At 74.4% G+C, this 23,032-nt stretch carries 19 protein-coding genes; 8 read left to right on the top strand and 11 right to left on the bottom strand.

Annotated elements, in window-relative coordinates:
- Positions 1-28: 28 nt before the first annotated feature.
- The 5 genes from ACFWUZ_RS09185 to ACFWUZ_RS09165 form a co-directional block, all read right to left on the bottom strand.
- A complete protein-coding gene (locus ACFWUZ_RS09185; RefSeq protein ID WP_384369583.1) occupies positions 29-163 on the bottom strand; it encodes a hypothetical protein in 135 nt (44 codons plus the stop codon).
- 51 nt (positions 164-214) lie between these two features.
- Positions 215-391 (bottom strand): hypothetical protein, encoded by a 177-nt coding sequence (locus ACFWUZ_RS09180; protein ID WP_384369580.1) that lies wholly within the window; start codon positions 389-391, stop codon positions 215-217.
- A gap of 62 nt (positions 392-453) precedes the next feature.
- Complete coding sequence (locus ACFWUZ_RS09175; protein ID WP_384369577.1) at positions 454-2,088, bottom strand: carboxylesterase/lipase family protein; 1,635 nt, start codon at positions 2,086-2,088, stop codon at positions 454-456.
- Between the two features lie 308 nt (positions 2,089-2,396).
- Positions 2,397-3,302 (bottom strand): 5'/3'-nucleotidase SurE, encoded by a 906-nt coding sequence (surE, locus tag ACFWUZ_RS09170; RefSeq protein WP_384369574.1) that lies wholly within the window; start codon positions 3,300-3,302, stop codon positions 2,397-2,399.
- A 131-nt stretch (positions 3,303-3,433) separates the two neighbouring features.
- Positions 3,434-4,687, bottom strand: a complete 1,254-nt coding sequence (locus ACFWUZ_RS09165; RefSeq protein ID WP_384369571.1) for an MFS transporter — start codon at positions 4,685-4,687, stop codon at positions 3,434-3,436.
- A gap of 1,154 nt (positions 4,688-5,841) precedes the next feature.
- Between ACFWUZ_RS09165 and ACFWUZ_RS09160 the strand changes: the two genes are divergently transcribed.
- The 3 genes from ACFWUZ_RS09160 to ACFWUZ_RS09150 all read left to right on the top strand — a co-directional run bounded on the left by ACFWUZ_RS09160 (position 5,842) and on the right by ACFWUZ_RS09150 (position 9,403).
- Positions 5,842-6,573 carry a phosphatase PAP2 family protein gene (locus ACFWUZ_RS09160; RefSeq protein WP_384369568.1) on the top strand — a complete coding sequence of 244 codons (732 nt, stop codon included), beginning with the start codon at positions 5,842-5,844 and terminating at the stop codon, positions 6,571-6,573.
- A 100-nt stretch (positions 6,574-6,673) separates the two neighbouring features.
- The gene (locus tag ACFWUZ_RS09155) at positions 6,674-8,332 is read left to right on the top strand and encodes a carboxylesterase/lipase family protein (protein WP_384369565.1); all 1,659 of its coding nucleotides are present in this window, start codon (positions 6,674-6,676) and stop codon (positions 8,330-8,332) included.
- Between the two features lie 63 nt (positions 8,333-8,395).
- The gene (locus ACFWUZ_RS09150; RefSeq protein WP_384369561.1) at positions 8,396-9,403 is read left to right on the top strand and encodes a LacI family DNA-binding transcriptional regulator; all 1,008 of its coding nucleotides are present in this window, start codon (positions 8,396-8,398) and stop codon (positions 9,401-9,403) included.
- 94 nt (positions 9,404-9,497) lie between these two features.
- Here the strand turns inward: ACFWUZ_RS09150 and ACFWUZ_RS09145 are convergent, their stop codons facing one another.
- Both ACFWUZ_RS09145 and ACFWUZ_RS09140 read right to left on the bottom strand, forming a co-directional pair.
- Positions 9,498-10,256, bottom strand: coding sequence for a phosphatase PAP2 family protein (locus tag ACFWUZ_RS09145; RefSeq protein ID WP_384369558.1), 759 nt, complete (start codon positions 10,254-10,256; stop codon positions 9,498-9,500).
- A gap of 1,045 nt (positions 10,257-11,301) precedes the next feature.
- Positions 11,302-12,255 carry an alpha/beta hydrolase fold domain-containing protein gene (locus tag ACFWUZ_RS09140; RefSeq protein ID WP_384369555.1) on the bottom strand — a complete coding sequence of 318 codons (954 nt, stop codon included), beginning with the start codon at positions 12,253-12,255 and terminating at the stop codon, positions 11,302-11,304.
- Between the two features lie 241 nt (positions 12,256-12,496).
- On the opposite strand from ACFWUZ_RS09140, the gene ACFWUZ_RS09135 reads away from it, so the two are divergent.
- Entirely contained in the window at positions 12,497-13,018 is a 522-nt protein-coding gene (locus ACFWUZ_RS09135) for an ATP-binding protein (RefSeq protein WP_384369551.1), read from the top strand.
- 328 nt (positions 13,019-13,346) lie between these two features.
- On the opposite strand, the gene ACFWUZ_RS09130 is transcribed toward ACFWUZ_RS09135, so the two are convergent.
- Entirely contained in the window at positions 13,347-14,081 is a 735-nt protein-coding gene (locus ACFWUZ_RS09130) for a carbonic anhydrase (protein ID WP_384369548.1), read from the bottom strand.
- A 471-nt stretch (positions 14,082-14,552) separates the two neighbouring features.
- Here ACFWUZ_RS09130 and ACFWUZ_RS09125 point away from each other — a divergent pair, with 471 nt between their 5' ends.
- The 3 genes from ACFWUZ_RS09125 to ACFWUZ_RS09115 all read left to right on the top strand — a co-directional run bounded on the left by ACFWUZ_RS09125 (position 14,553) and on the right by ACFWUZ_RS09115 (position 17,664).
- Positions 14,553-15,878 carry a cytochrome P450 gene (locus ACFWUZ_RS09125; protein WP_384369545.1) on the top strand — a complete coding sequence of 442 codons (1,326 nt, stop codon included), beginning with the start codon at positions 14,553-14,555 and terminating at the stop codon, positions 15,876-15,878.
- Between the two features lie 115 nt (positions 15,879-15,993).
- Positions 15,994-17,088 carry an amidohydrolase family protein gene (locus tag ACFWUZ_RS09120; protein ID WP_384369542.1) on the top strand — a complete coding sequence of 365 codons (1,095 nt, stop codon included), beginning with the start codon at positions 15,994-15,996 and terminating at the stop codon, positions 17,086-17,088.
- Between the two features lie 12 nt (positions 17,089-17,100).
- Positions 17,101-17,664: a hypothetical protein gene (locus tag ACFWUZ_RS09115; RefSeq protein WP_384369539.1), complete on the top strand. Its 564-nt coding sequence runs from the start codon at positions 17,101-17,103 to the stop codon at positions 17,662-17,664.
- 120 nt (positions 17,665-17,784) lie between these two features.
- Here the strand turns inward: ACFWUZ_RS09115 and ACFWUZ_RS09110 are convergent, their stop codons facing one another.
- The gene (locus ACFWUZ_RS09110; protein WP_384369536.1) at positions 17,785-18,522 is read right to left on the bottom strand and encodes a hypothetical protein; all 738 of its coding nucleotides are present in this window, start codon (positions 18,520-18,522) and stop codon (positions 17,785-17,787) included.
- Between the two features lie 156 nt (positions 18,523-18,678).
- Here ACFWUZ_RS09110 and ACFWUZ_RS09105 point away from each other — a divergent pair, with 156 nt between their 5' ends.
- On the top strand, positions 18,679-19,368 hold the full coding sequence (locus ACFWUZ_RS09105) for a M15 family metallopeptidase (protein WP_384369533.1): 690 nt from the start codon (positions 18,679-18,681) through the stop codon (positions 19,366-19,368).
- Between the two features lie 21 nt (positions 19,369-19,389).
- Here the strand turns inward: ACFWUZ_RS09105 and ACFWUZ_RS09100 are convergent, their stop codons facing one another.
- Together ACFWUZ_RS09100 and katG are read right to left on the bottom strand one after the other, a co-directional pair.
- Positions 19,390-20,655, bottom strand: a complete 1,266-nt coding sequence (locus tag ACFWUZ_RS09100; protein ID WP_384369530.1) for a PP2C family protein-serine/threonine phosphatase — start codon at positions 20,653-20,655, stop codon at positions 19,390-19,392.
- Between the two features lie 138 nt (positions 20,656-20,793).
- A complete protein-coding gene (gene katG / locus ACFWUZ_RS09095; protein WP_384369527.1) occupies positions 20,794-23,025 on the bottom strand; it encodes a catalase/peroxidase HPI in 2,232 nt (743 codons plus the stop codon).
- Between the last annotated feature and the right edge of the window lie 7 nt (positions 23,026-23,032).

Raw genomic sequence — 23,032 nt, 5'->3', positions numbered from 1 at the left:
TGCCCGCCCCCGTGACGCCCGAAGGGATTTACTCCCCGGGCAACTCAGGCGACCCGGGGGAGTCCGGGGACTCGGGAGGCACCTTCTCGCCGGTGAAGCCGCTGCACCGGGTGTGCTGGCCGCCCTGCGACACGGTGTACTGCGCGGGCTCGACGTCCGTCATCTGGAATCCGCCGTTCGCCGGGATCTCGAACGAGCCGCCCGCGGCGGTCGGTCAGGACAGGAAGGCGGCTCCCGGCGTGAATCCGCCGCCGGAGAGGTGCACCTTCCCGTCGTCGAGGACACCGGACACGGAACAGGTGGCGGCGGGGGCGGCGGTGGGGGCCGACCGGGCGGTGGCGAGGGAAGCCGGGGCGACGACGAACGCTCCGGCCAGGAGCGGGGCGAGCACGAGGACACGCGCGGGCGGGGGCGCCCGCCGCTCATCCCTTCACGCCCTCGCCCGGCCCTCGCTCAGAGCGGCCGCGGCGGCCGGGTCCGCCAGAAGGCGCACTGGTGGTCCGCCTCGAACGACGTGCTCGTCCGCGTCGCCGCCGGGTCGAGGGTCAGGAAGGTCGCGGCGCCCGGGCCCGCTCCGAAGCCTGCACCCGCCCCGGCCGGCGGCCACGCGGCCTGCCCCGCAACGGCCGGGGCGCCGAACCGGGCGAAGGAACCCCAGTAGCGCTTCATCGCCGTCGCCAGACCGAGCTGGACGGACGTCAGCGGGCGGTCGCCCATGGTGAAGTCGTGCAGATACGCCAGCTCCGCGCTGTGGGCGTTGGCCATGTCCAGCCCCGGGACCTGCGCTCCCGCGAGCGTCGGCGACCGAGGGTCGTCGAACTCGTAGGCGTACGTCGGCACCTGGGCGGCGAACATCCGTGCCGTCCACGCCGTGTGGCAGGCGAACGTGGAGTCGGTCATGACCGCCGAGAGCGCCAGGTAGGGCGAGCCGTGGTCCTTCACCGGATACCGCGCGAGGACCTCCGGACCCGAAGCCCCGTGCTCCGCGAGGACCTGCGCCGCGTACTGCTCCGCCGTCAGGTGGGGCTGCGTCAGCGCGACGAACAGGCGGGCCTCGGAACGGGTGCTCCCGATCATGACCGGCACCTTGTTCCAGGCTCCGCTCCCGATGGCCTGCGCCGGTGCGGCCGGCAGCAGCCCGTCGCCGGACGCCGGGCCCGCGGTCGGCACCGTACGGGCCGCCTCGACCAGCGCTGCCCCGGACACCGCCCGCAGGCACTCCGGCACCCCGGCCGGACCGGCACACCCCGCCCGCGCGGCGAAGGTGCGGGCCTGCGACTCCGCCCGCGCACCGTCCGGCGCACCCAGCAGCGTGCACGGACCGCTCTGCAGCACCGCCCGGTGGAACAGCCCCGCGGCCGACGGCGCGGCCAGCAGCGCACACACGGAACCGCTGCCCGCCGACTGCCCCGAGACCGTGACGCTGCCCGGGTCCCCGCCGAACGCGGCGATGTTCTGCCGTGTCCACCCCAGCGCCGCGATCTGGTCCATCAGCCCGAACGAACCGGAACGGCGCTCGTTCCCGGCGGCCAGCTCGGGCAGGCCCAGGTAACCCAGCTGTCCCAGCCGGTAGTTGATGCTGACGACCACGCTCTGCGTGAGGTCGGCCGTCGTCCGGCCGCCGAACTGGGTCCCCGTCCCCTGGCTGTACGCACCCCCGTGCACCCAGACGATCACCGGCAGCCGGGCTCCGGGGCGGGCCCCTCGGGGCCGGTACACGTCCAGGTACAGGCAGTCCTCGCTGACGGCCGCCGGATCGGCCAGCCCGAACGGGGAGAACTGCAGGCAGGCCGGAGCCTGCCGGACCGCCTCCCGCACCCCGCGCCACCGGGGCGGCGCCTGCGGCGGCCGCAGACGGGCCGCCCCCACCGGGGGAGCGGCGTAGGGGATCCCGAGGAACTCCTGCGCCCCGCCCCGGTCCTGCCCGCGGAGGCCGCCCTGTGCGACGGTCACCACCGGGCGGGGCGATCCGCCCGGCAGTGCGTTCGCCGGGACCGCCGAGGCGAGCAGGGCCGCCAGCGCGAGGGCCGTGCCGAGCAGGGGTCTTGCCGCAGCCGGCCGGATCAGCCGCTGCCAGGGCCTCTTCATGCGTCCGTCCTCCTGGAGGGTCGACGGCCGGGCCGCGGCGGCGAACCGCCGCGCCCCGGCCGTGCGGTGGATGAGGGCGACTCCTCCGGACCGTGCCGGCCCGGCCCGCGGTGCCGGGCAGCGCGGGCCCGGCCGGATCCGGAGGGCCGTCCTGGGCCCTGTCGTCCAAGTGGCGCCTGGCCCGCGACGCCGGCACCGCACCTCGCCGCGTGGTCGGGGCCCCCAGTACGTCCAGTACGCGGGCGCCCCTCCGCCTTGCGATGCACGGCGCCGGACGCCGCGGGCCTGACCGGCGTCGACGACAGGGCCTACGGGCGGAGCCCGGCGAGCAGGGCGGAGGCCGTGGCCCGGTCGGCCGGGCCCGGGTTCCAGTCGGCGTTCATCGGACTGACGGCGATCCTGCCGGCGGCCACGGCCTCGATGTCACCGCCCTTCGCGGCGGGCTTCAGAGCCACCTTCACGCTGACCTTCCAGGTCCCGTCGCCGGAGTCGGTGTAGTCCGGCTGCAGGAAGTTCTGCGGATCCTGGAAGGTCGTCGCGACACCGGCGGCCTTGCCCGTGCCGTCCGTACCGACGACCGGATGGTTGACGTTCAGGCCCACGCCCGTGGGCAGGAGCAGCCCGGACCGGGCCCGGCTGCGCAGCCGGTCGATCAGCTTCACGGTGAAGTCCATCGTGGGACCCATGGCGTTGACCGTCGTGACGGGGTCGGGCACGGTCAGCCCGCCGGTGCTCACCGCGATGGCCGGCACCCCGGACTCCAGTGCGGCGACGGCGCCGCCGACCGTCCCGGAGTGGTTGGCGAGCCCGGCGACGTTCGGACCGAAGTTCGTACCGGACACGACCAGGTCGGGCGCCCGGTCCGCGAAGACCTCGGCCAGTCCGAAGGCCACCGAGTCACCGGGAGTGCCGTCCACGGCCCACACCTTCGGCTCGGGGTGCTGCACTGCGACCGTGGGTGCGTTCGACACCTTCGTGCCCGTGCCGCTCTGGTTCGTGAGCGGGGCGACGATCGTGACGTCGTGCCCGGCCGCGGTCAGCCGCTCGTACGCCTTCCGGATGCCCGGAGCGTCGTAGCCGTCGTCGTTGGTGAGCAGGATCCGCAGCGGGCCGGGGGGCGCGGCCTGCGGTGAGGCGGAGGCGGGCGCCGTACCCGCCAGGGCCGGCGCGCACAGCACCAGGGCGGCCAGCGGCAGAACTCGCGTGCGTCTCACAGAGTGCTCCTTCGAAGAGGGAGGGAGAGGAGGGAGGGTGGGGTGAGGAGGTGGAGACCGGCGGGCGGCGACCCTCGGCGCGCGCCCGCCGGAGTACGGGCCGGCCCGATCCGGGAACGGGCGCGGGGGAGTCAGCGCACGCTGCGGATCGGGAGGATCGCGAGGGCGCCGACGAGGGACAGGGCCCCGCCGACGAGGAACAGCGGGGTGTAGCCGCCCAGGGAGGTGACCACGGCCGACGCGACGAACGGGGCGATGATCTGCGGCCCGGCGTTCGCGATGTTGAGCACCCCCATGTCGCGGGCGGCGTCCTCCGCGCGCGGGAGGACCAGCGTGACGAGGGCGGTGTCGACGGCCATGAAGCAGCCGAACGCGAGGCCGTTGAGCGCGCTGAAGACGAGCATGCCGGTCCAGGTCGGGCTCACGACGGGCACGACCATGACGAGGCCGGCCAGGGCGGCGGACACGCCGACGAACACCTTGCGGCGGTTCCAGCGGTCGGACAGCAGACCGCCGACCACGGTGGACACGGCCATCGCGACCATCGACACCGGGGTGAGGACGGCCATCGCGGCGGGCGGCGTCAGCCCGGAAGGCAGCGCGATGTGGTCGCCGAGGATGTACAGCTGGTATCCGACGACGGAGAAGTACCCGAGGACCATCAGGGCCCGGCCGATGAAGGCCCACCGGAAGTCGTGGCTGCCCAGGGCGGAGAGGAAGGCGGCCAGCTGGGCGCCCTTCGGGGCGGCGGGCGCGGCGGCCTTCGGCTCGGTGCGCGGCAGGTCCCGGCAGAAGGCCGTGAGCAGCACGGCTGCCACGGCGATGATCGCGCCGAAGACGAGGTAGCCGGTGCGCAGGTGCTCCGCGGTCCGGGAGGCGACGAGCACGCCGACCGTGCCGCCGATGGGCAGCCCCAGCCCCACCAGCGCGGAAGCGGTGCCGCGGCGCAGGGCGGGTACCCGGTCGGGCACGATGGCGGTGACGGCGGCCTGGTAGATGTTCATCGTCGCCTGGACCAGGCACCAGCCGATGCCCACGAGCAGGGCGGTGGTCACGTTCCCCAGGAAGGCGAGACCGGCGAGGGAGGCCAGGGCGCCGCCCAGGACCCACGGACCGCGACGCCCGCTGCGGTCGGAGAGCGCGCCGGCTATGGGGTTGAAGGCGGTCGCGAAGATGGCGCTGATCCCGCCGATCAGACCCAGGACGGCGACCTTGTCATCGGGGGCGATCGCGGCGATCTGGGTGGGCAGGAGGACCGAACCCACTCCCATGTAGACCGCCATCATCGCGGAGTTGGCGACCAGCAGGAGGGGCAGGAGCCCGCGCTGACGCGGCGGTTCCGCGGCGGAGGGAGTGAGCGGGTCGGCGATTTCGTTGGTGGCCAAGACGACTCCTCGGGGGACGGTGCGGGGAGGTGGCGAGCAGCGGTGGAGCGGGGGAAGGGCGCCGCGGGGGCGGCGGCTGTGCGGCGGTCAGCGGGGCAGAGGTGGTGCCGGGAGTGGTGCCGGGAGCCACGGGCCGATGAACGTACTCGCCTGGTGTTGTTACACGTGTCACCAGCGGCGCTGGAGACTGTGTAGCACTCATTTCGAGCCACCGCCAGGCCTCGTGGACCGGCGTTGTGCAGATCGTGACCGTCTGGAGATCCACCGTGCCATGACGTGTAACCGATGCGTCCCGGCCGCCGGGGCGGGCCGGTCGTGCCGAAAACCCTCTTGCTCTTGTGGCGGCGGTCACGCATCCGCCATACTCCGTGCCGCACCGCGACGAGCGGGCCGCCGTACGGGCCCCCCGGGGCCGCCTGCCGTACTCCGCCCCGCCCGCGCACACCCTTGCCGTCCCGCGGCGCCCTGCCCCGGCCATCCCGGAGGGCGGGCGCTACGGGGCTGTGGGGATGGCTCCGGGTGCCGGGGTCGACGTGGGCGGGGTGCCGGTGGGCCCGGGTGTCGGTGCTGCCGGTATTGGCGGCGCCGGTGGAGGCGCCGGTCGGTCGCCGCTGCCGGTCCTGCCTGGTGGTGGCGCCAGTCGGTCGTGCGGGTAGGTCGCCCCTGTCGGGGGCGCCTGTCGGTCGTGCCTGTCGATGGCCCTGTCGGTAGCGCCGGTGGTCATCCCGGTCGGCGGTACTGGCCGGGTCGCCCGTTGGTCGCAGCTGTTGGTGCGCCTGTCGGACGTGCCCGTGGCCGCAGTTTTCGGTGTGCCCGTCGGTGGCGTCTGGCGTCGTCCCCGTCGCCCGTCGTGCCTGCGCTCGGCGCGTCCCGGGGGTACTGCCGAGCCGGCCGGTTGGGTGCCGGGTGGCCGCCAGGGCGTGTCCCGTCCCTTCGCGCCGGCCCCCTCGCGGGGATCCGCTCCCTGCGGTCGGGGCCGCCGGAACGGCTCAGGGGCCCGGCCCCGGTCTCCGCAACCCGCCCCTGCTTCCCCCGTATCCGTACGCCTACCCGCGCACCCCTCCGTACCGGCGGGCTGCCCGCCCTGTCGCCCCCGCCCCAGATCCGCCCCCGCGCTTCGTCTCGCCCGGGCGGCTGACCGTGAAAGGCCCGCCATGCAGCATTCGCACTCCTTCGCGCCCCCGCCCCCACCGCTGCGGCCCCCCCTGCACCAGGTGCCTGCGCTCCCGCCCCGTCATGCGCTGGCCTGCGGGGTGGCGCTCCTGTCCGTCTCCCTGGCGACCGCCCTCGTGCTGCGGATCGGCGACCGCCCCTTCTTCCAGGGGCTCGACGACCGCTGGGCGGCCTCCGTGAACGGCTCGGCGGCGGACGGGGGCGGTGGCGGGTTCACCGAGGGGTTCGCCATCTTCCTCGACCGCCTCGGCGGCCCCTTCGGCCTGGTGCTGCCGCTGGCCCTGATCGGCTGCCTCTGCGTCTACGGGCGGTGGCGCTCGGGCCTGTTCGTCTTCAGCGCCTCGGTCCTTGCGAACGTCCTGGTGGTGCTGCCCCTCAAGCAGTTGGCCGACCGGCCCCGTCCGCCGTTCCCGTGGGTCCTGGTGAACGACGGCTCGTACCCCTCCGGCCAGGTGTTCAGCGCGGTGACCCTGGTGTTCACGGTCGCCGTGGTGGTGTTCCCGGACCGTGCGAGGCGCTGGTGGTGGCCGGTCGCGGGCGCGTACGTCCTGGCCATGATGGTGAGCCGTACCTGGCTGCACGCCCAGTGGCTCAGCGACACGTTCGCCGGAGTGGTCCTCGGAGTGGGGGCCTGTCTGGTGCTGTGGCGCGTCTTCGCGCCGATGCTGGAGAGGGAGGCCGAGCGGATGGCCTCGGGCAGGCTCTGGCTGTGACGGCACCTAGGAATATCGAGAATCGTTGACGGTCATAAAATTGACGACATAATCTCGGGGGTGTCGGCGTGCATCCCGTGCGCTCAGGAAGGATCGGCTCATGGCTCATTCCCCAGGCGGGGACCACGTGGTGGTGGACCTCCCCGCAGGACGCCTCCGCGGAGCGACCGAAGGCGAGGTCGCCGTCTTCCGGGCCGTGCCCTACGCCGCACCGCCCGTCGGCGACCTGCGGTGGAGGCCCGCGCAGCCGCACCCCGGCTGGACCGGGACGCGGGACGCCACCGCCGACGGCCCCAGCGCGCCGCAGCCGTACCGGGAGGGCGGCGATCCCGTGCTCGGCGGGCACGGTTCGCCCCCCTTCGACGAGGACTGCCTGACCCTCAACATCTGGACGCCCGCGGCCGACGGTGCCCGCCGGCCCGTCCTCGTCTGGATCCACGGCGGCGGCTTCGTCTCCGGCTCCGGGTCGCTGCCCGGCTACTCCGGGGCCACCTTCGCCCGGGACGGGGACCTCGTCTTCGTCGGCGTCAACTACCGCATCGGACCACTGGGTTACCTCTCCTTCGGAGCCGAGGCGGACGAGGCGGACGAGGCGGACGGAACCGGCGAGGGGCGCGAGGGATCCAATCCCTGGCTCACCGACCAGCTCCGCGCCCTGCACTGGGTGCGGGAGAACATCGCCTCCTTCGGCGGCGACCCCGACCTCGTGACCGTAGCGGGCCAGTCGGGCGGTGCGGTGTCCACCGCCGCCCTCGTCGGACACCCGGAGGCCCGGGGCCTGATCAAGCGGGTGATCCTGCAGAGTCCGCCGTTCGGGCTGGACTTCCCCACCCGGGAAGCCTACGCGGAGCGCGTGGACGCCTATCGGGAACTCGCCGGGACCAAGACCGTGACCGAACTCCAGTCGCTGGACTGGCCCGAGCTGATCGCAGCGGGTCTCGGGCTCTTTGCCCGGACCGTGCGCTGGGGATACTGGCCGACCCCGTTCCTGCCCGTGATCGACGGGACCACCCTGCCGCGTCACCCGGCGGGGAACCTGACGCACGGCGCGGCCGCGGACGTCGACGTGATGATCGGCTGGACGCGCGAGGAGGCCAACTTCGGCTTCGCCCTGGACGAGGGGTACGCCGTCGCGACCCGGGAGCGGGTGACCGATCGGATCGCGGACACGTTCGGAGCCGGCGAGGCGCCCGCGGTGTACGCGGCGTACGAGCGCGCCCGCCCGGGCGCCCGCCCGGCCGACGTCCTCATGGACCTCGTCACGGACGAACTCTTCCGCGTCCCCGCCCTGAAGCTGGCCGAAGCACGGGCGGAGACAGGCCGCCCGGTGTGGGCCTACCAGTTCGACCTGCCCACACCGGCGTACGGAGGCAGGCTCGGGGCCGCTCACTGCCTCGAACTCCCCTTCGTCTTCGCCAACTTCGACCAATGGGCCCACGCGCCCTTCCTCGCCGGGCTGACCCCGGCCGTTCGTGACGGGCTCGCCACCGTCATGCACGAGGCGTGGATCGCCTTCGTGCGCACGGGCGACCCGAACCACCCGGGCCTGCCGCGCTGGGACCCGTACGAGACGCGCACGCGCACCACGATGCGCTTCGACTCGGTCGTCACGGCCCTCGGGGACCTCGCCGGAGCCTCCAGGGTCCTGTTCGGGGACGGGCCCTCCGCCGGTGCGGCCGCCGGTGCCTCCGTCGAGGCAGCCGCCGGTGAGGTGGCCCGTGCCGCCTCCGAGGTGCCGGAACCCCGCCCCACCTCGTGATCTAACTCGTGTAACCTCGGAAGGGAAGGTGCGAACCGAGCAGAAGGAGCGTCGAGGGACGCCATGGCAGAAGAAACCCCCGTCCCCGCGACCACCACCAGCGCCGACGTGGCCCGCCTGGCGGGAGTCTCGCGCGCCACCGTCTCCTTCGTCCTCAACGACACCCAGGGCCACCGCGTCAGCGCCGGCACCCGCGCCCGGGTGCTCGACGCGGCCCGCCAGCTCGGTTACGTACCGCACGCCGCCGCCCGGTCCCTGCGGGCCGGGCGCAGCAATCTGGTCCTGATGCCCGCCTCCGTCTCCGCCATCGGCCGCCTCGTCAGCGACTGGGTCGACGACCTGCACGGCGAGCTCGACCGGCACGGGTACACGGCCGTGCTGCACGCCGGCCGCTTCGCCGACCCCCTCGACGCCGCCCGGGCCTGGGCCGAACTGCGCCCGGCGGCCGTCGTCGCCCTGGACGGCGACCGGTTCTCCGCCCAGGCCGCCGACCTGCTGCGCCGCGCCGGGGTGCGGGGGCTGCTGGCCTTCGCCGCCAGGCCCGTCGAGGGCGTGCACACGGTCGGCTTCGACCACGCCCGCATCGGAGCCACCGCGGCCGAGCACCTCATCGCGCGGGGCCGCACACGGATCGGCGTGGTCATGCCGCAGGAGCGCGGACTCGGCACGCTCGCGGAGCCCCGCCTCGCGGGCGCCCAATCGGTGGCGGCCCGGCACATGGCGACCGTCGCCCCGGTCGAGCTGGCCTACACGCGGGAATCCGCGACCGCCCTCGCCCGGCGCTGGCCGGACCTCGGCCTCGACGCCGTGTTCGCCTACAACGACGAGTACGCCGCCCTGCTGCTGCACGCCTTCCAGGCCGCGGGCATCGCCGTACCGGACGAAGTCGCCATCGTCGGTTCCGACGACCTGGTCCTCTCCGCGCTCCAGCAGCCCCCGCTCACGACGATCCGCCTCGAACTGCCGTCGCCGGCGCGGATCGCGGACGCCGTGCACGAGCTGATCGGCACCGGGACGGGACCGGCGCTGCCGCCCGTCGAAGCCCTCCTCGTCCCCCGCCGGACGTCCTGACCTGCTGACCTGCTGACCTGCTGACCTGCTGACGGGGCGGGCGGGACCTGGTCGGTCCGGCGCGCCCCGTCATCCGGGCCGTCCCGGGCCGGTACTACCGCCTCGCGTGCTGGGGCCGCTCGGCCGGCGGGACGGGGTCCGGGGTGTCCACGGCCGCCCCCCGGCGGTCGTGGACGCGTGCGCGTTCCCGGCCGAGCGCGGGTCCGCAGAGCCACCACGCCAGCAGCCCCGCGCCCGCGCCCGCGGAGGCACCGGCCACGGTGTCGCTCAGCCAGTGCGCGTGCAGCCAGGTCCGGCTCCACATCATGGCCAGCGTGAAGACGGCACCGCCCAACCACCACGCCCGCCGCCGGGCGGCCGGGACCAGCAGGGCTCCGACGAGGACCACGAGCAGGGCCGCCGAGGCCACGTGGCCGGACGGGAAGGAACCGTGGTCGACGCGCACCAGCGGGTCGGCCGGGCGCGGCCGGTCCACCAGGTGCTTGAGCCCCTGGACCACGACCGCGTTGGCGCCGAGGTAGACGCCGAGCAGGAAGGCGGCGGACACCCAGCGCCTGCGTACGAGCATCAGCAGGAGCAGGCCGAGCGGGACGACGGCGCCCAGTGGGCCGCCGAACCAGTTCAGGGCGGCGGCCACGGCCGCGTACAGCCCTTCGTGCGGGCCGCCCATCCAGCGGAGCCAGCGGTCGTCGAGGCCCTGGAAGGGCGGATGCACGACGTCCTGGCGGACGACGAGGCCCAGGAGGGCGGCGCCCCCGAGGAGCAGGAGGCCCAGCGCGAGTGCGCCGCTGCCGCGGGTCGGCCCGGCGGCGCCGGGTCTGTCGGAGGGGGTGGTCACGGGGTGCGTGGACATGAGTGCCTCTCGCGGCCGCGGGCGGGGCCCGCGGCCGTTGACGTGGGAGGGGTGTGGCGCGGGCCACGGGGTGCTGGGGAGGTGGTGGGCTGGGGAGGCGGGGCGCAACCGGGCCCGGCGAGGGCGCCGGCGGTCGGCGGAGGTGCCGGCCGGTGGTTCGTCCGGGCCCGGGGGCCGTGGCCTTGCGGCCCTGAAGGCCTGGACCTGGGCTGGTGGGGTGGTGGGAGCGTTGTGCCGTGCGGGCCCACAGGTCCGTGGCTCCGAGGCCCTGCGGCTGGGTGGCGGCGAGGTCATCGGTCCGTAGGGGGTCCGCGGGTCCGCCGGCGGACCTCAGGGTCGGCGGTTCGTGCGGGCCTGCGGCTGCGGGGTGGCGCGGCCGGTGCCCCGTGCGGGCCCGCCGTGGTGCGGCCGTGTGCGCCGCCCTCGGTGTGGCGGGCTGCCGTAGGGCTGCACGGGCATGCCACCCCGAGGGTGGTGCGGGCCGCTGCCGCACGGCCCGCCGCCCGGGGCGGTGCCGACCCCGCCGCTGTACGGGGCCGAGCCGTACGGACCCGCGGCCGCATCGCCCGCACAGCGAGTGGAGCGACGGGATCGAGGCCCGTAGCCCTGCGGGGCCGAGGCCCCGCAGCGGTACAGGCTCCGGCCCCGTAGCCCCGCGACCCAGGACCACGCAGCTGTACGGGCTCCCGGCCTTGCAGCAGTGCAACCCCCGTAGCCGGACGGGCCTTGGCCCCGCTGCGAAGCCCCGCAGCCGCATGGATGGCTCGGGCCCCCTACGGCCCCTGCCTCGCCGCCGGGCAGGCCGGACCCCGCAGCCGTGTGGCTCGGGCCTCGTGCACGTCCGGCCCCCCGGGTTCGTAGCCGTGCGGGCCGAGGGCTCGCGGCGGTACAGCCCGAGGCCCCGTAGCCGTATGGATGGCTCGGCCCCCTACGGCCCCGGCCCCGGAGCCGTACGGGCTACGAACCCGGGGCCCGCAGCCGTGTGGCCCGGCCCCTCGGGCGAGCGCGGCCCCCGTAGACGTACGGGTCCCGGTGGCGGGGTGGGTCAGGTGGACTTGCCGAGGTGGGTCGCCAGGAAGGTGACGCTTTCGGTGACGATCAGGTCGATGTCCGGGGAGCCGAGGAAGATGTGGTCGGCCCCGTCCACCGGCCGCAGGGTGACCTGGCCCCCGGCGCTGTCGAGGGCCCGCGCCAGCGCCTGGCTCTGGCTGTACGGGACCAGCCCGTCCCGCGTGCCGTGGACCAGGAGGAACGGCGGCGGGTTCGAGCCCTCGGCGTACGTGACCGGGCTCGCCGCGCGGGCGAGCGCCGGGCGCTCGGCCGCGGTGCCGCCGAGCAGGGCCTCGTAGGGGTCCGGGAACTCGGCCCCGCCCGGCATCGGCGGCATCGGGTGGTCGGCGAGGGCCGGCAGGTCCGAGACCCCGTACCAGTCGACGACGGCCAGCACCCCGGTGTCGCCGGAGCCGACTCCGTGCGTGCCTTCCAGGGCGGCGCCGTCCGGGCTGCCGGGACCGACGAGCCCGGCCAGGGCCGCCAGGTGCCCCCCGGCCGATTCGCCCCAGACGCCGATCCGGTCCGGGTCGATGCCCAGCTCGACCGCGAAGGCGCGGACGTAGCGGATGGCGGCCTTCACGTCGTGCAGCTGGGCCGGGAACGGGGCTTCGAGGCTGTGCCGGTAGTCGATGGAGACCAGCGCGAGCCCGGCGCCGAGGACCGCGCCGTGCAGGAGCGCGGCGGGCACGGTCGGCGGCGGGTAGCGGCGGTCGCCCTCCAGCCAGCCGCCGCCGTGGATCCAGACGACCGCGGGGAACGGCCCCTCGCCCGGCGGGAGCTGCACGTCGAGCAGCCGGGGGCGGTAGCCGGGCGTGGTCGCGTACGTGATCCCGTCGAAGTGCCGCACGCCGTCGGCGCCCGTCACGGGCGGTACGGGGGACTGGTACGGCGGGGGCGGCCAGGCCATGTCGGTGAGGTCGAACCCGGCCGGGGGAGATTGCGTCATGGAGACCCTTCCGATGCGGCGCGGCCCTGACGGCCGCCGGGGCCCCGGCGCGGACGCAGGCTTCGTGACGTTTGTCCGAAATGCTTGCGCGGATCGCCGGGGAGGCTTAACGTGTTACACGTGTAATCACAACTCTAGCGACGCATTTCTGCTGACCACAAGCCCACGGGCGAGGCGACTTCCTCACGAGTTACACGAGTTGCTCCAGCGGGTGCGCCGCCTTTCCCTCCGGGAGCACGCCATGCTGACCCCCGCCGGCAGATCCGCGTACCTCGTTCAGCCCCGGGACCCCGGGCCCGCCGTCCCGCCCGGGCCCTCCGTTCCGCACCGGAAGTCGCCGCCCCGGCCGGCCACCTCGGTCCGCGGTTTCGTCCACTGGGTCGCCGATCCGGTCGCGGCGAACGTCCCGCAGGTCAGGGCGCGGCTGCGGGTCGCCCTCGACGAGTGGCGGGTCTCCGGCGACCTGGCGGACGTGCTGCTGCTGGCCGTCGGCGAGCTGGTCGGCAACGTCGTGCGGCACGCGGCCAACGGGCGGATGCGGGTCGCTCTGACCTGGGGCGGCGGGTGGCTCCGCCTGGAGGTTGCCGACCAGGGGGCGTGCCTGCCACGACTGCCCTCTCCGCGGGCAGCGGCGGACCTGGACTCCGAAGGTGGTCGCGGCCTGCTGATCGTGCACCTGCTGGCGACCGAGCGCGGGGGCGAACTCTCCGTGGTGGCGGGCGAGTCGGGCAAGTCGGTCCGCATGCGCGTCCCGGCGGCCTGAGCCGGAGCCGGGAGCCGATCCGTGCATGCCACGGCCGGGCGTTCCGCCCGGCCGGGCGGCGCCTCGGCCGCGGGAACGACGGGGCTCAGCCGCCGTCGGGTCCAGCAGGAGAGCCATCACCCCACCGGGTACCCACTGCTGACGGTCTTTCGGCGGATGAACCTGCGCGCTACCCCGGCCAGCGGTATCCCTTCCAGCCGGTCCGGCTCGTTACGTCCGGTGGGTTCGCCGACGCGCTGTGCCTCGTCCGTGCGGAAGAGGTGACGGCGGGTCCCCGCGCCGGATGCTTCCTCCTCACCCTTGTCCAGGGAGCGGGCCGCCCCGGGGATCAGCCCAGTCGGCGCACCCGCTGGTCGGTCAGTTCGTACCGCGCGCCGACCGCGGTCAGGGTGCCCGCCGCGATCCTGGAGACGAGTTCGGGCTCCGCTGCCAGTCGCGACCGGACGAGGAGCGCGTTCGCCGAGATGGCGGCGTCCACCCGGGCCTCCCCGCTCAGTCCGTGGTCGATCGCGGGACGGATCTGATCGGCCAGGTACTGCATGTGGCCGGGCAGCTGTCCGCCGGTCGCGTCGGCCCGGACGGCGGCCGTCACCGCCCCGCACGACTGGTGCCCCAGCACCACCACGAGCGGGATGCCCAGCTCCAGGACCCCGTACGTGACGCTGGCCAGCACGGCCTCGTCCAGTACCGAACCCGCGGAGCGGACGGCCAGCAGGTCTCCCAGCCCCTGGTCGAAGACCAGCTCCGGCGGAACCCGGGAATCGACGCAGCCCAGGATCACCGCGAAGGGATGCTGTCCCGACACCACGGTCCGGCGCACCGCAGGGGTCTCGTCGGGATGCCGCTCGTGCAGCGTCCGCCAGCGCCGGTTCCCCTCACTCAGCTTGCGCCAGGCCGACTCCGGTGTGGCGGGGCGGGCGCTGTTGGGCCCTGAGGAGGTGGAGGCCGGGAAGGGCGGACGGCCGGAGACCGACCCGGCGCACGCGGCGACCACGCCCGTCAGTGCGGCACGGACGAGCTGCCGCCGCCCCGGGAGCCAGCGGCGTTCGGAATGTGCTGTCATAGGGGAGAAATTAGGTGCTGCGCGGCTCGGACGTGACGTCCGGCGCTCACCCTCGGCCCAGCCTCGGGTGCCTCGTGGGCCGGTCCTGGTCCTCGTCCGCCTGCGACAAGGGACGCGGTACCACCGGCGAACTCCGGGTGGCACGTCCTACCGAATCCACCCCCGCCACCCGCGCGCCTCCGGTCAGGCCGTGCGCATCGTCACCCTGCTGCTGCCCGCGACCACGGACAGCGGCGCCCGCCGCACTCGCCCCGGACGTGGTGCTCACCCAGGACCCGTGCGCCGTCTGCGCCGTCTCCTACGAGGGCGTGGCCCCCTGATCAGCCCCTGACCAGTGCGATCCGGCGCACCGTCAGAACGTCTTCCCGGCGGCGGCACGCTCACTCGAACGAGCCAAGGGCCGTTTCGCCGTCCACCTCCACAGGGAACCGGTGTCTGCGCGGAACGGGAGTCTCACGAAGGGTGTGGAGCATGGCGCAGGAGAACGCGGCACCGAGCGACGCCGGAACCCTGCAGGACATCGTGTCGGCCGTGTCCAGAGGCGCACCCGAGTTCAGGGCGTGCCCCCATCCCGCCTACGCGGCCCTGCGCGAGCAGGCCCCCGTATGCCCGCTGACGCCCCCGCACGGTGTCGAGACCTACCTCATCACCCGCTACGACGACGCCCGCGACGCCCTGTCGGATCCGCGGTTCAGCAAGAACATGCGCGGGGCCATCGACACCTACCACGCCGTGTACGGCAGCTTCTTCGACGCCCTCGACGACAACGTCCTCTTCTCGGACCCGCCCCGCCACACCCGGCTGCGCCGCTCCCTCCGGGGCGCCTTCACCCCGCGGCGCGTCGAGGAGATGAGACCCCGCATCACCGAGATCGCCGAGCACCTGCTCCGGCAGTGCGGGCAGGACAACGAGGTCGACCTGATGCCGTCCTTCGCGTTCCCGCTGCCGATCGCGGTCCTGTGCGAGCTGATGGGCATCCCGCCGGCCGACCGCCCGGAGATCCTGCGGCAGTTCGCCGTCGTGACGCGCTCCCGCTTCGACCCGTCCAAGAGCGCGGAGCTGCGCGTCGCCGAGGAGTGGCTGCAGAACCGGCTCGGGCAGCTCATCGCCGACACCCGCGCGCACCCGTGCGACAGCTTCCTCAGCGACCTGATCCGGGCGGAGGAAGCGCTCGACGACGCGGACCTGATCTCCTCCCTGTGGGTCATCTTCTTCGCCGGCCACAAGACCACGGCGTTCCAGATCGGGAACTCGGTCCTCCACCTGTTGCAGCGCCCCGAGCAGCTGGAGCGGCTGCGGAGCGATCCGGCACTGATCCCGGGCGCCGTCGAGGAGATCGTCCGCTTCGAGGGATCGGTCGAGACCTCGACCTTCCGGTACGCGACCGAGGACGTCGAACTCCGGGGCACGGTCATTCCCGAGGGCTCCCTGGTCCAGATCGCCATCGCCTCGGCCAACCGGGACCCCGGGAAGTTCGACTCCCCGGACGTCCTCGACGTGACGCGCGAGGGGATCCAGGGCACGCACCTGGGCTTCGGCCACGGCACGCACTACTGCCTGGGCGCGCCGCTGGCGCGGCTCGAACTGGAGGTCGCGCTCTCCTGCCTCCTGCGGGAGTTCCCGCAGATGCGGCTGGCGGACCCGCGGGCGGGCGAGGCCGCATGGCTCAGGGGGCCGGTGGCCGCCTTCCGCGGGCTGGAGCGGCTCCCGCTCGTCCTCGACCCGTCCCGGCCGGCCGGGAATCCCCCACCCGTCCCCGGCGCCCCGGCGCTGGCCTCCGTGACCCCGCGGACCTGACCCGCGCAGGCGACACCCCGTACGCGAGACCCGTACGCGAGGTCCGTACGCGTACGCGACCCCCTGTACGCAGACCCTCCGCACGCAACCGAACCCGACAGGTGGTGGCCGGGCCATGCCCGCATATTCGAGTACCTCCGGACTGGGGCTCCTCGGAACGGAAGAGGAAGGACCGCAGACCTCCGCCGCGGGCGCCGCGGTGGGCGCCTCCGCCGCCCGCGACACCGTCGCCGCGGGCCCGGTCGAGGCGCACGGGTACCAGACGAAGATCGACATGCATCACCACTACTGCGCCCCGCAGTGGCGGGAGTGGGCGGTGCACCACGGGCTGATCAAGCCGGAACAGCTGCCGCCGTGGGCGCAGCTCGACATCGAGGCGGCGATCGGCTTCATGGACCGGGCGGGTGTGGCCACCGCCGTCCTGAAGCCCATGCTGCCGGCCCGCTACCCCTCGTCGGCGCAGCTGCGCGAGGCCATCAACATCACCCTCCAGTCGATGATCGAGGTGGCGACCTCGCACCCGGGCAGGTTCGCCTTCTACGTCCCCCTCTTCCTGGACGACCTCGACGCCTCCTCGTGGGCGGTGCGCCGCGGACTCGGACAGCTCGGCGCGGTCGGCGTGAACGTGACGGCCAACTACGGCGGCGTCTACCTCGGGGACCCCGCCTACGACCGCGTGTTCCACGAGCTGAACGAGCACCACGCCGTCGTCGACACGCATCCGCACAACCTCCCGGGCTGCCCTCCGGGCGCGACCACGCTTCCGGGCATCCCGAACTTCATGTGCGACTTCCTCCTGGACACCACCCGGGCCGCGGTCAACATGATCAGCAAGCGCACCCTGGACCGGTTCCCGGACCTCTCGGTGATCCTGCCGCACGCCGGCGGCTTCCTCCCGTACATCGCGACCCGCATGCAGGCCCTCGGCCGGTTCTGCGATCCGCCCGTCGACCCGGCGGCCGTCCGGGACCACCTCCAGCGCTTCTACTACGACACGGCGGGCCCCATGGCTCCGGCGGCGACCCTGCTGACCCAGGTGCCGGCCGACCGCCTGCTCTTCGGCACGGACTGGCCCGCCGCTCCGGCGGACACGGTCACGGACATCGCACTCCCCGCCCTGGACGCGGACCCGTCCTTCACCCCGGAGCAGCTCCAGGGGATCTACCACGACAACGCGCTCCGCCTCATCCCCCAGTTGGCCACCGTCTGACCAGGAGTTCCCATGGCCCGAAGCCTCACCACGGCCGCCGCCGCCCTCGCCCTGGCGGCGGCGACGGCCGTCACCCACGCGCCCGCCGCGGCCGCAGGCCCCGACCGGCACCGCCCCGCCGCCGCCGACCGGGCCGTCACGTACCGGGCGACCGCCCCGTACCTGCTGCACGCCAACGCGGTGAAGGCCGGCTACGTGCCGGACAAGTACTGCGTCGTCGACCGGACGGGGGGTACGGGCGCGCTGGGGTACCCGCACTTCAACCACACCCACGACAACTCCGTCGACCCGGCGGTGCCCGCCGCGCTCTACTACGAGGACGACGGACGCGGCGGCAAGCGCCTCGCCGGTGTCCAGTGGCTGGTCTACGACCGTGACCAGGACACCAGGACGGACGACGACCGCCCCTCGCTGTTCGGCCGCCCGTTCAAGGGCCCCCAGCGCGGGAACTTCCCCGGCCAGCCGGTGCACTACGCACTCCACCTGTGGCTCTGGAAGGCGAACCCCCTGGGCGCGCACGCGACCTTCAACCCCGCGGTGAAGTGCCTGCCCGGGACGACGCGCCCCCAGCCGTGACGCCGCGGCCGGCCCGCCGCGCCGCCGGCGGGCCGGGCCTGCGGGGGCGGGCCGGGCCGGCGGGGGCATGACGGGGCGGCAGCGGGGTAGGCGCCCTGGGCCGGGGTGCGGCTCCGGCCATCAGGGCTGCGACGGGGGCCGCACCCCGGGCGGCAGCCCACCCCGCTCGCCGGCCTCCCCGGACTCCTCTCCGCCGGTCGTGTGCCCGTCGTCCCCCGTGCCCCGTCCGGCGGTCCCTGCCGCGGCCGTTCCCTGCCCGGCCGCCGCGGCTTCCCGCACCGTCCCGCCCCCGGCCTCCCCGGCTGCGCGGACCCGCTCCGAGTCGGCCGGGGGCTGGGCCCCCGTCCCGGTACGTGAGGGCACGCCCGGCGGCCGTCCGTGCTCGTCCACGACGCCGCCCTCGTGCTGGAGCGCGGGCCGGGTCACCGCCGGGCTCCCGCCCCCGGCCCGCGGGGCTCCCTCGCCGGCCTCGTCCGCCGTGTCCGCTCCGCCCGCCGCGGGCTCCCGGGGCATCCGCGCGAGCAGGGTGCGCCTGACCTCCTCTGCCTCCGCAACCGACACCGCGATGCGGCACAGGGCCGCGTCCGGGCCCAGTTCGAGGAGCAGCACCGGCCGGTCGGCCCCCACCGCGACGAAGTCCGCGCCGCCCTCCGGCAGCCGTCTGAAGCCCACGCAGCGCCCCGGGTGCCAGCTGCCCCTGCCGGGCGCCCCGCGCAGCACCCGCCACCAGCTGGACTCCACGGCGACCCGCCGCAGTGCCGACACGGGCACGCGGATCCCGCGGCGGCGCACGGCCGCCCCCTCCCGCAGGGAGAGGCGGACGACCACCTCGGAGCCCTCCACCGACACACGGGCCATGGCTCCTCCTCGGACGCGCCCGGCGTGGACCGTGGGCCGTCGCACACGGCACCCGACCGCTCGTACCGGGCGTCTTACCGGATTGCCCCGTGCCATGCCCTTCGCGGGTCACGGCCTGGGGAGGCGGTGCTGCACGGGGCCGCTTACGGTGATGCGGTGCGCCTTGCCTCACCTGCCGTCGCCGCGGTCGTCGTGCTGTGCACCGCGACGGTCGCCTGCACGAGCGCCTCAGCGCCCCCGCCGCCGGTCCCGTCCGCAGCCCTCGTACGGGCCCCGGGCGACCGGCTGGCCGCCGAGGTGGAGCGGGTGTCGGCCGCCGTTCTGGGGCCCACGTACCGGCCCGGCTGCCCGGTGGGACCCGAACGGCTGCGGCTGATCCGGATGAACCACTGGGGCTTCGACGGCACGGTCCACCGGGGTGAGCTCGTCGTCCACGAGCGGGCGGTCCGTCCCCTCCTCCAGGTTTTCGGGAAGATGTTCGAGGCGAAGTTCCCCCTGCGGCGCATGCGGCCGGTGGCGGCCTACGGCGGTGACGACGCGCGGTCGATGGCCGACGACAACACCTCCGCCTTCAACTGCCGGCAGGTCACCGGGGACGGCGCCCGCCGCTCCCGGCACGCGTACGGGGACGCCGTGGACATCGGCCCGCTGGAGAACCCGTACGTGGACCGCCGGGGCACCGTCCGGCCTCCTGCGGGACGGGCGCATCTGCGGCGCGACCGTCCGGTACCGGGCATGATCCGCCAGGGCGACGCCGTCACCCGGGCCTTCGAGGAAGTGGGCTGGCACTGGGGCGGCCGCTGGTCCAACCCCGATTACCAGCACTTCTCGGCGACCGGCGGCTGAACCGCCCGCCGGGCCGGCCCGTCAGGGCTTCCCCTGGTCCGGCCCGTCCGGCCCGTCCGGCCCGTCCGGCGCCGCGGAGTGCACGGCGTCCGGTCCGGCGCCCTCCGCGTGGTGGGCGGCACGCGGGCGCAGCCGGGCGGCCAGGACGGCCACGTCGTCCTCGGCGTGCTGGGCGTCGAGCCCGTCGCAGACCGCGTCCACGACCTCGGCGAGGCCGGCGCGGGCTCCCACCCGGAGGGCGGCGAGTCTGGCCAGCGAGGCGTCGATGTCCTCGCTGCGGCGCTCCACGAGCCCGTCGGTGTAGAGCAGCAGCGTCTGGTCGGGGGTGAACGGCCGGGCGAGGGCCTCGTACCCGCCCGTCCCGGTGCCCAGCGGCGGCCCCACGGGGACGTCCAGCAGGCTGCCCGAACCGTCAGGGGTGAAGACGGCCGGCGGCAGGTGCCCGGCGCTGGCGAAAACGGCCACGCCCCGGGCGGGGTCGACCCGTACGAGCAGGCAGGTCGCGGGCCTGCGCCCCTCGTCGGACGCGGACAGGGCGTCCAGTTGTCGCAGCACCCGGTGCGGGGCGAGATCGGTGGAGGCGACCTCGCGCAGCACGGAGCGGTACGCGTTCATGTCGACGGCGGCGTCCAGTCCGTGCCCCATGACGTCCCCGACCGCCAGGAGGGTGCGGCCGAAGTGCAGGCGGACCGTCTCGAACCAGTCGCCGCCGACGAGGGCGCGCGGTCCGACGGGCAGGTAACGGCTGGCGGTCTCCAGGTTCGGGTGCGGCCTGCCGGGTTCGGCCACCAGTGCGCGCTGCAGGTCGAGGGCGGTCCCCTCGGTGGCCGCGAGGCGCCGCGCGTGGCCGATGTGGATGCCGGCCAGCCGCGCCGCGAAGTGCAGCGAGGCCATCTCGTGGTCGCCGAACCCGCCGCGCGTGCGGACCGCGACCAGCTCGCCGTAGACCTCACCCGGCCCGGCCAGGGGGACGGAGACGAGGTGCGCCTGCCTGCCCCCCACCCGTCCGGTCCACGTCTCCAGGGGGCGGCCCTGGTCCCGGGCCCTGACCACGGGCGCGATCCCGGTCTCCGGCCCGGCAAGGAGTTCCGCGGAGCCGCTCACCGCGACGCGTTCGGTACGGGCTCCCGGTCCGGTCAGGTGGACCGCCGCGGCGTCGCAGAGCGTACGGGAGAGGAACCCGGCCAACTCCCGGCAGGTCTCGCGTTCGTCCGAGGACGTCCCGATCCGGTCGAGCGCCTCCTCCATGGAGCGCAGCCGCGCCTCCAGCCTGTCCCGTTCCGACACGTGCCTCCCTCGCCCGGCCTGAGGGCATTCCACCAGCCGGCGAGGGTCGCGCGCGTCAAGACGCGGGGTGTTGCGGGCGGGTACGCCATCCGCCCGGGGGTCCGGGCCGGCCGGGGCGGGCCGGCCCGGACACCGTGATCAGACGAGGTCGAACCGGTCCAGGTTCATGACCTTGTCCCACGCCGCGACGAAGTCCGTCACGAACTTCTCCTTCGCGTCGTCACCCGCGTAGACCTCCGCGAGCGCGCGCAGCTCGGAGTTGGAACCGAAGACCAGGTCGGCCCGGGTGCCGGTCCACTTGACCGCGCCGGTGGCGGCGTCGCGACCCTCGAAGTGGTTCTGGTCCTCGGACGTCGCCTTCCACGTCGTGCCCAGGTCGAGCAGGTTGACGAAGAAGTCGTTGGTCAGCGTCCCCGGGGTCGTGGTGAGGACGCCGAGCGCCGAACCCTGGTGGTTGGCGCCCAGGACGCGGAGTCCGCCCACGAGGACCGTCAGCTCCGGGGCGCTCAGGTTCAGCAGGTTCGCCCGGTCGATCAGCAGGTACTCCGCCGGCAGCCGGCTGCCCTTCCCGAGGTAGTTGCGGAACCCGTCGGCGGCCGGCTCCAGCGCGGCGAACGACTCCACGTCGGTCTGCTCCTGCGAGGCGTCCGCCCGGCCCGGCGCGAAGGGGACCTCGACGTCGAAACCGCCGTCCTTGGCGGCCTGCTCGACGGCGGCTGCACCGGCCAGCACGATCAGGTCGGCGAGCGAGATCCGCTTGCCGCCGCTCTGCGCCGAGTTGAAGGACTCCTGGATCCCCGTCAGGGTGCGCAGCACCGTCGCCAGCTGGTCGGGGTCGTTGACCTCCCAGCCGCTCTGCGGTTCAAGACGGATGCGGGCGCCGTTGGCCCCGCCGCGCTTGTCGCTGCCGCGGAAGGACGAGGCCGAGGCCCATGCCGCGGACACCAGCTGGGACACCGTCAGGTCCGAGGCGAGAACCTGACGCTTGAGGGCGGCGATGTCCTCCGCGCCGACGAGCTCGTGCGTCACCGGGGGGAGCGGGTCCTGCCACAGCAGGGTCTCGGAGGGGACCTCCGGGCCGAGGTAGCGCGCCACCGGGCCCATGTCACGGTGGGTCAGCTTGAACCAGGCGCGGGCGAAGGCGTCCGCGAACGCGGCGGGGTCGGCGAGGAAGCGCCGGGAGATCTGCTCGTAGGCCGGGTCGAAGCGCAGCGAGAGGTCGGTCGTCAGCATCGTCGGCGCGTGGGTCTTCGACGGGTCGTGGGCGTCGGGCACGGTGCCCGCACCGGCGCCCTCCTTCGGACGCCACTGGTGGGCGCCGGCGGGGCTCTTGAACAGCTCCCACTCGTAGCCGAAGAGGATCTCGAAGAAGCTGTTGTCCCAGGTGATCGGCGTGTTCGTCCAGATGCCCTCCAGGCCGCTGGTGATCGCGTCGGCGCCCTTGCCGGTGCCGAAGGAGTTGCTCCAGCCGAAGCCCTGGGCCTCCATCGGGGCGGCCTCGGGGTCGGCGCCGACGCTGTCGGCGGGGCCGGCTCCGTGGGTCTTGCCGAAGGTGTGGCCGCCGGCTATCAGGGCGACCGTCTCCTCGTCGTTCATCGCCATCCGGCGGAACGTCTCCCGGATGTCGCGGGCGGCGGAGATCGGGTCCGGATTGCCGTTCGGGCCCTCCGGGTTGACGTAGATGAGGCCCATCTGGACCGCGCCGAGGGGGCTCTCCAGCTCCCGGTCGCCGGTGTAGCGCTCGTCGTCGAGCCAGGTGGTCTCCGGGCCCCAGTACACGTCCTCGTCGGGCTCCCAGACGTCCGCGCGGCCGCCGGCGAATCCGAAGGTCTCGAAGCCCATCGATTCCAGGGCGACGTTGCCGGCGAGGATCATGAGGTCCGCCCACGAGAGGCTCTGGCCGTACTTCTTCTTCACCGGCCACAGCAGGCGGCGGGCCTTGTCGAGGTTCCCGTTGTCCGGCCAGCTGTTGAGCGGGGCGAAGCGCTGCTGGCCGGCCCCGGCGCCACCGCGGCCGTCGCTGATCCGGTAGGTGCCCGCGCTGTGCCACGCCATCCGGACCATGAACGGGCCGTAGTGGCCGAAGTCCGCGGGCCACCAGTCGTGCGAGGTGGTCAGGACCTCGGCTATGTCCTGCTTCACCGCCGGCAGGTCGAGGGTCCGGAAGGCCGCCGCGTAGTCGAAGTCCTCACCGAGCGGGTTGGCCACGGCGGGGTTCTTGGCGAGGATCTTCAGGTTGAGCCGTTCGGGCCACCACTGGCGGTTGCCGCCGCCCTGGGTGGGGTGGGGCGCGCGCTCGTGCGCGACCGGACAGCCACTGCTGCCGTCCGACTTCGCGTCGGTGACGATTGCATCATGGTTCTCAGACATGGGAATC

The sequence above is a fragment of the Streptomyces sp. NPDC058646 genome (assembly GCF_042716875.1).
Lineage (GTDB): Bacteria > Actinomycetota > Actinomycetes > Streptomycetales > Streptomycetaceae > Streptomyces.
Note: the sequence above shows the minus strand (reverse complement) of the source record. Positions and strands in the feature narration are given on the sequence as shown.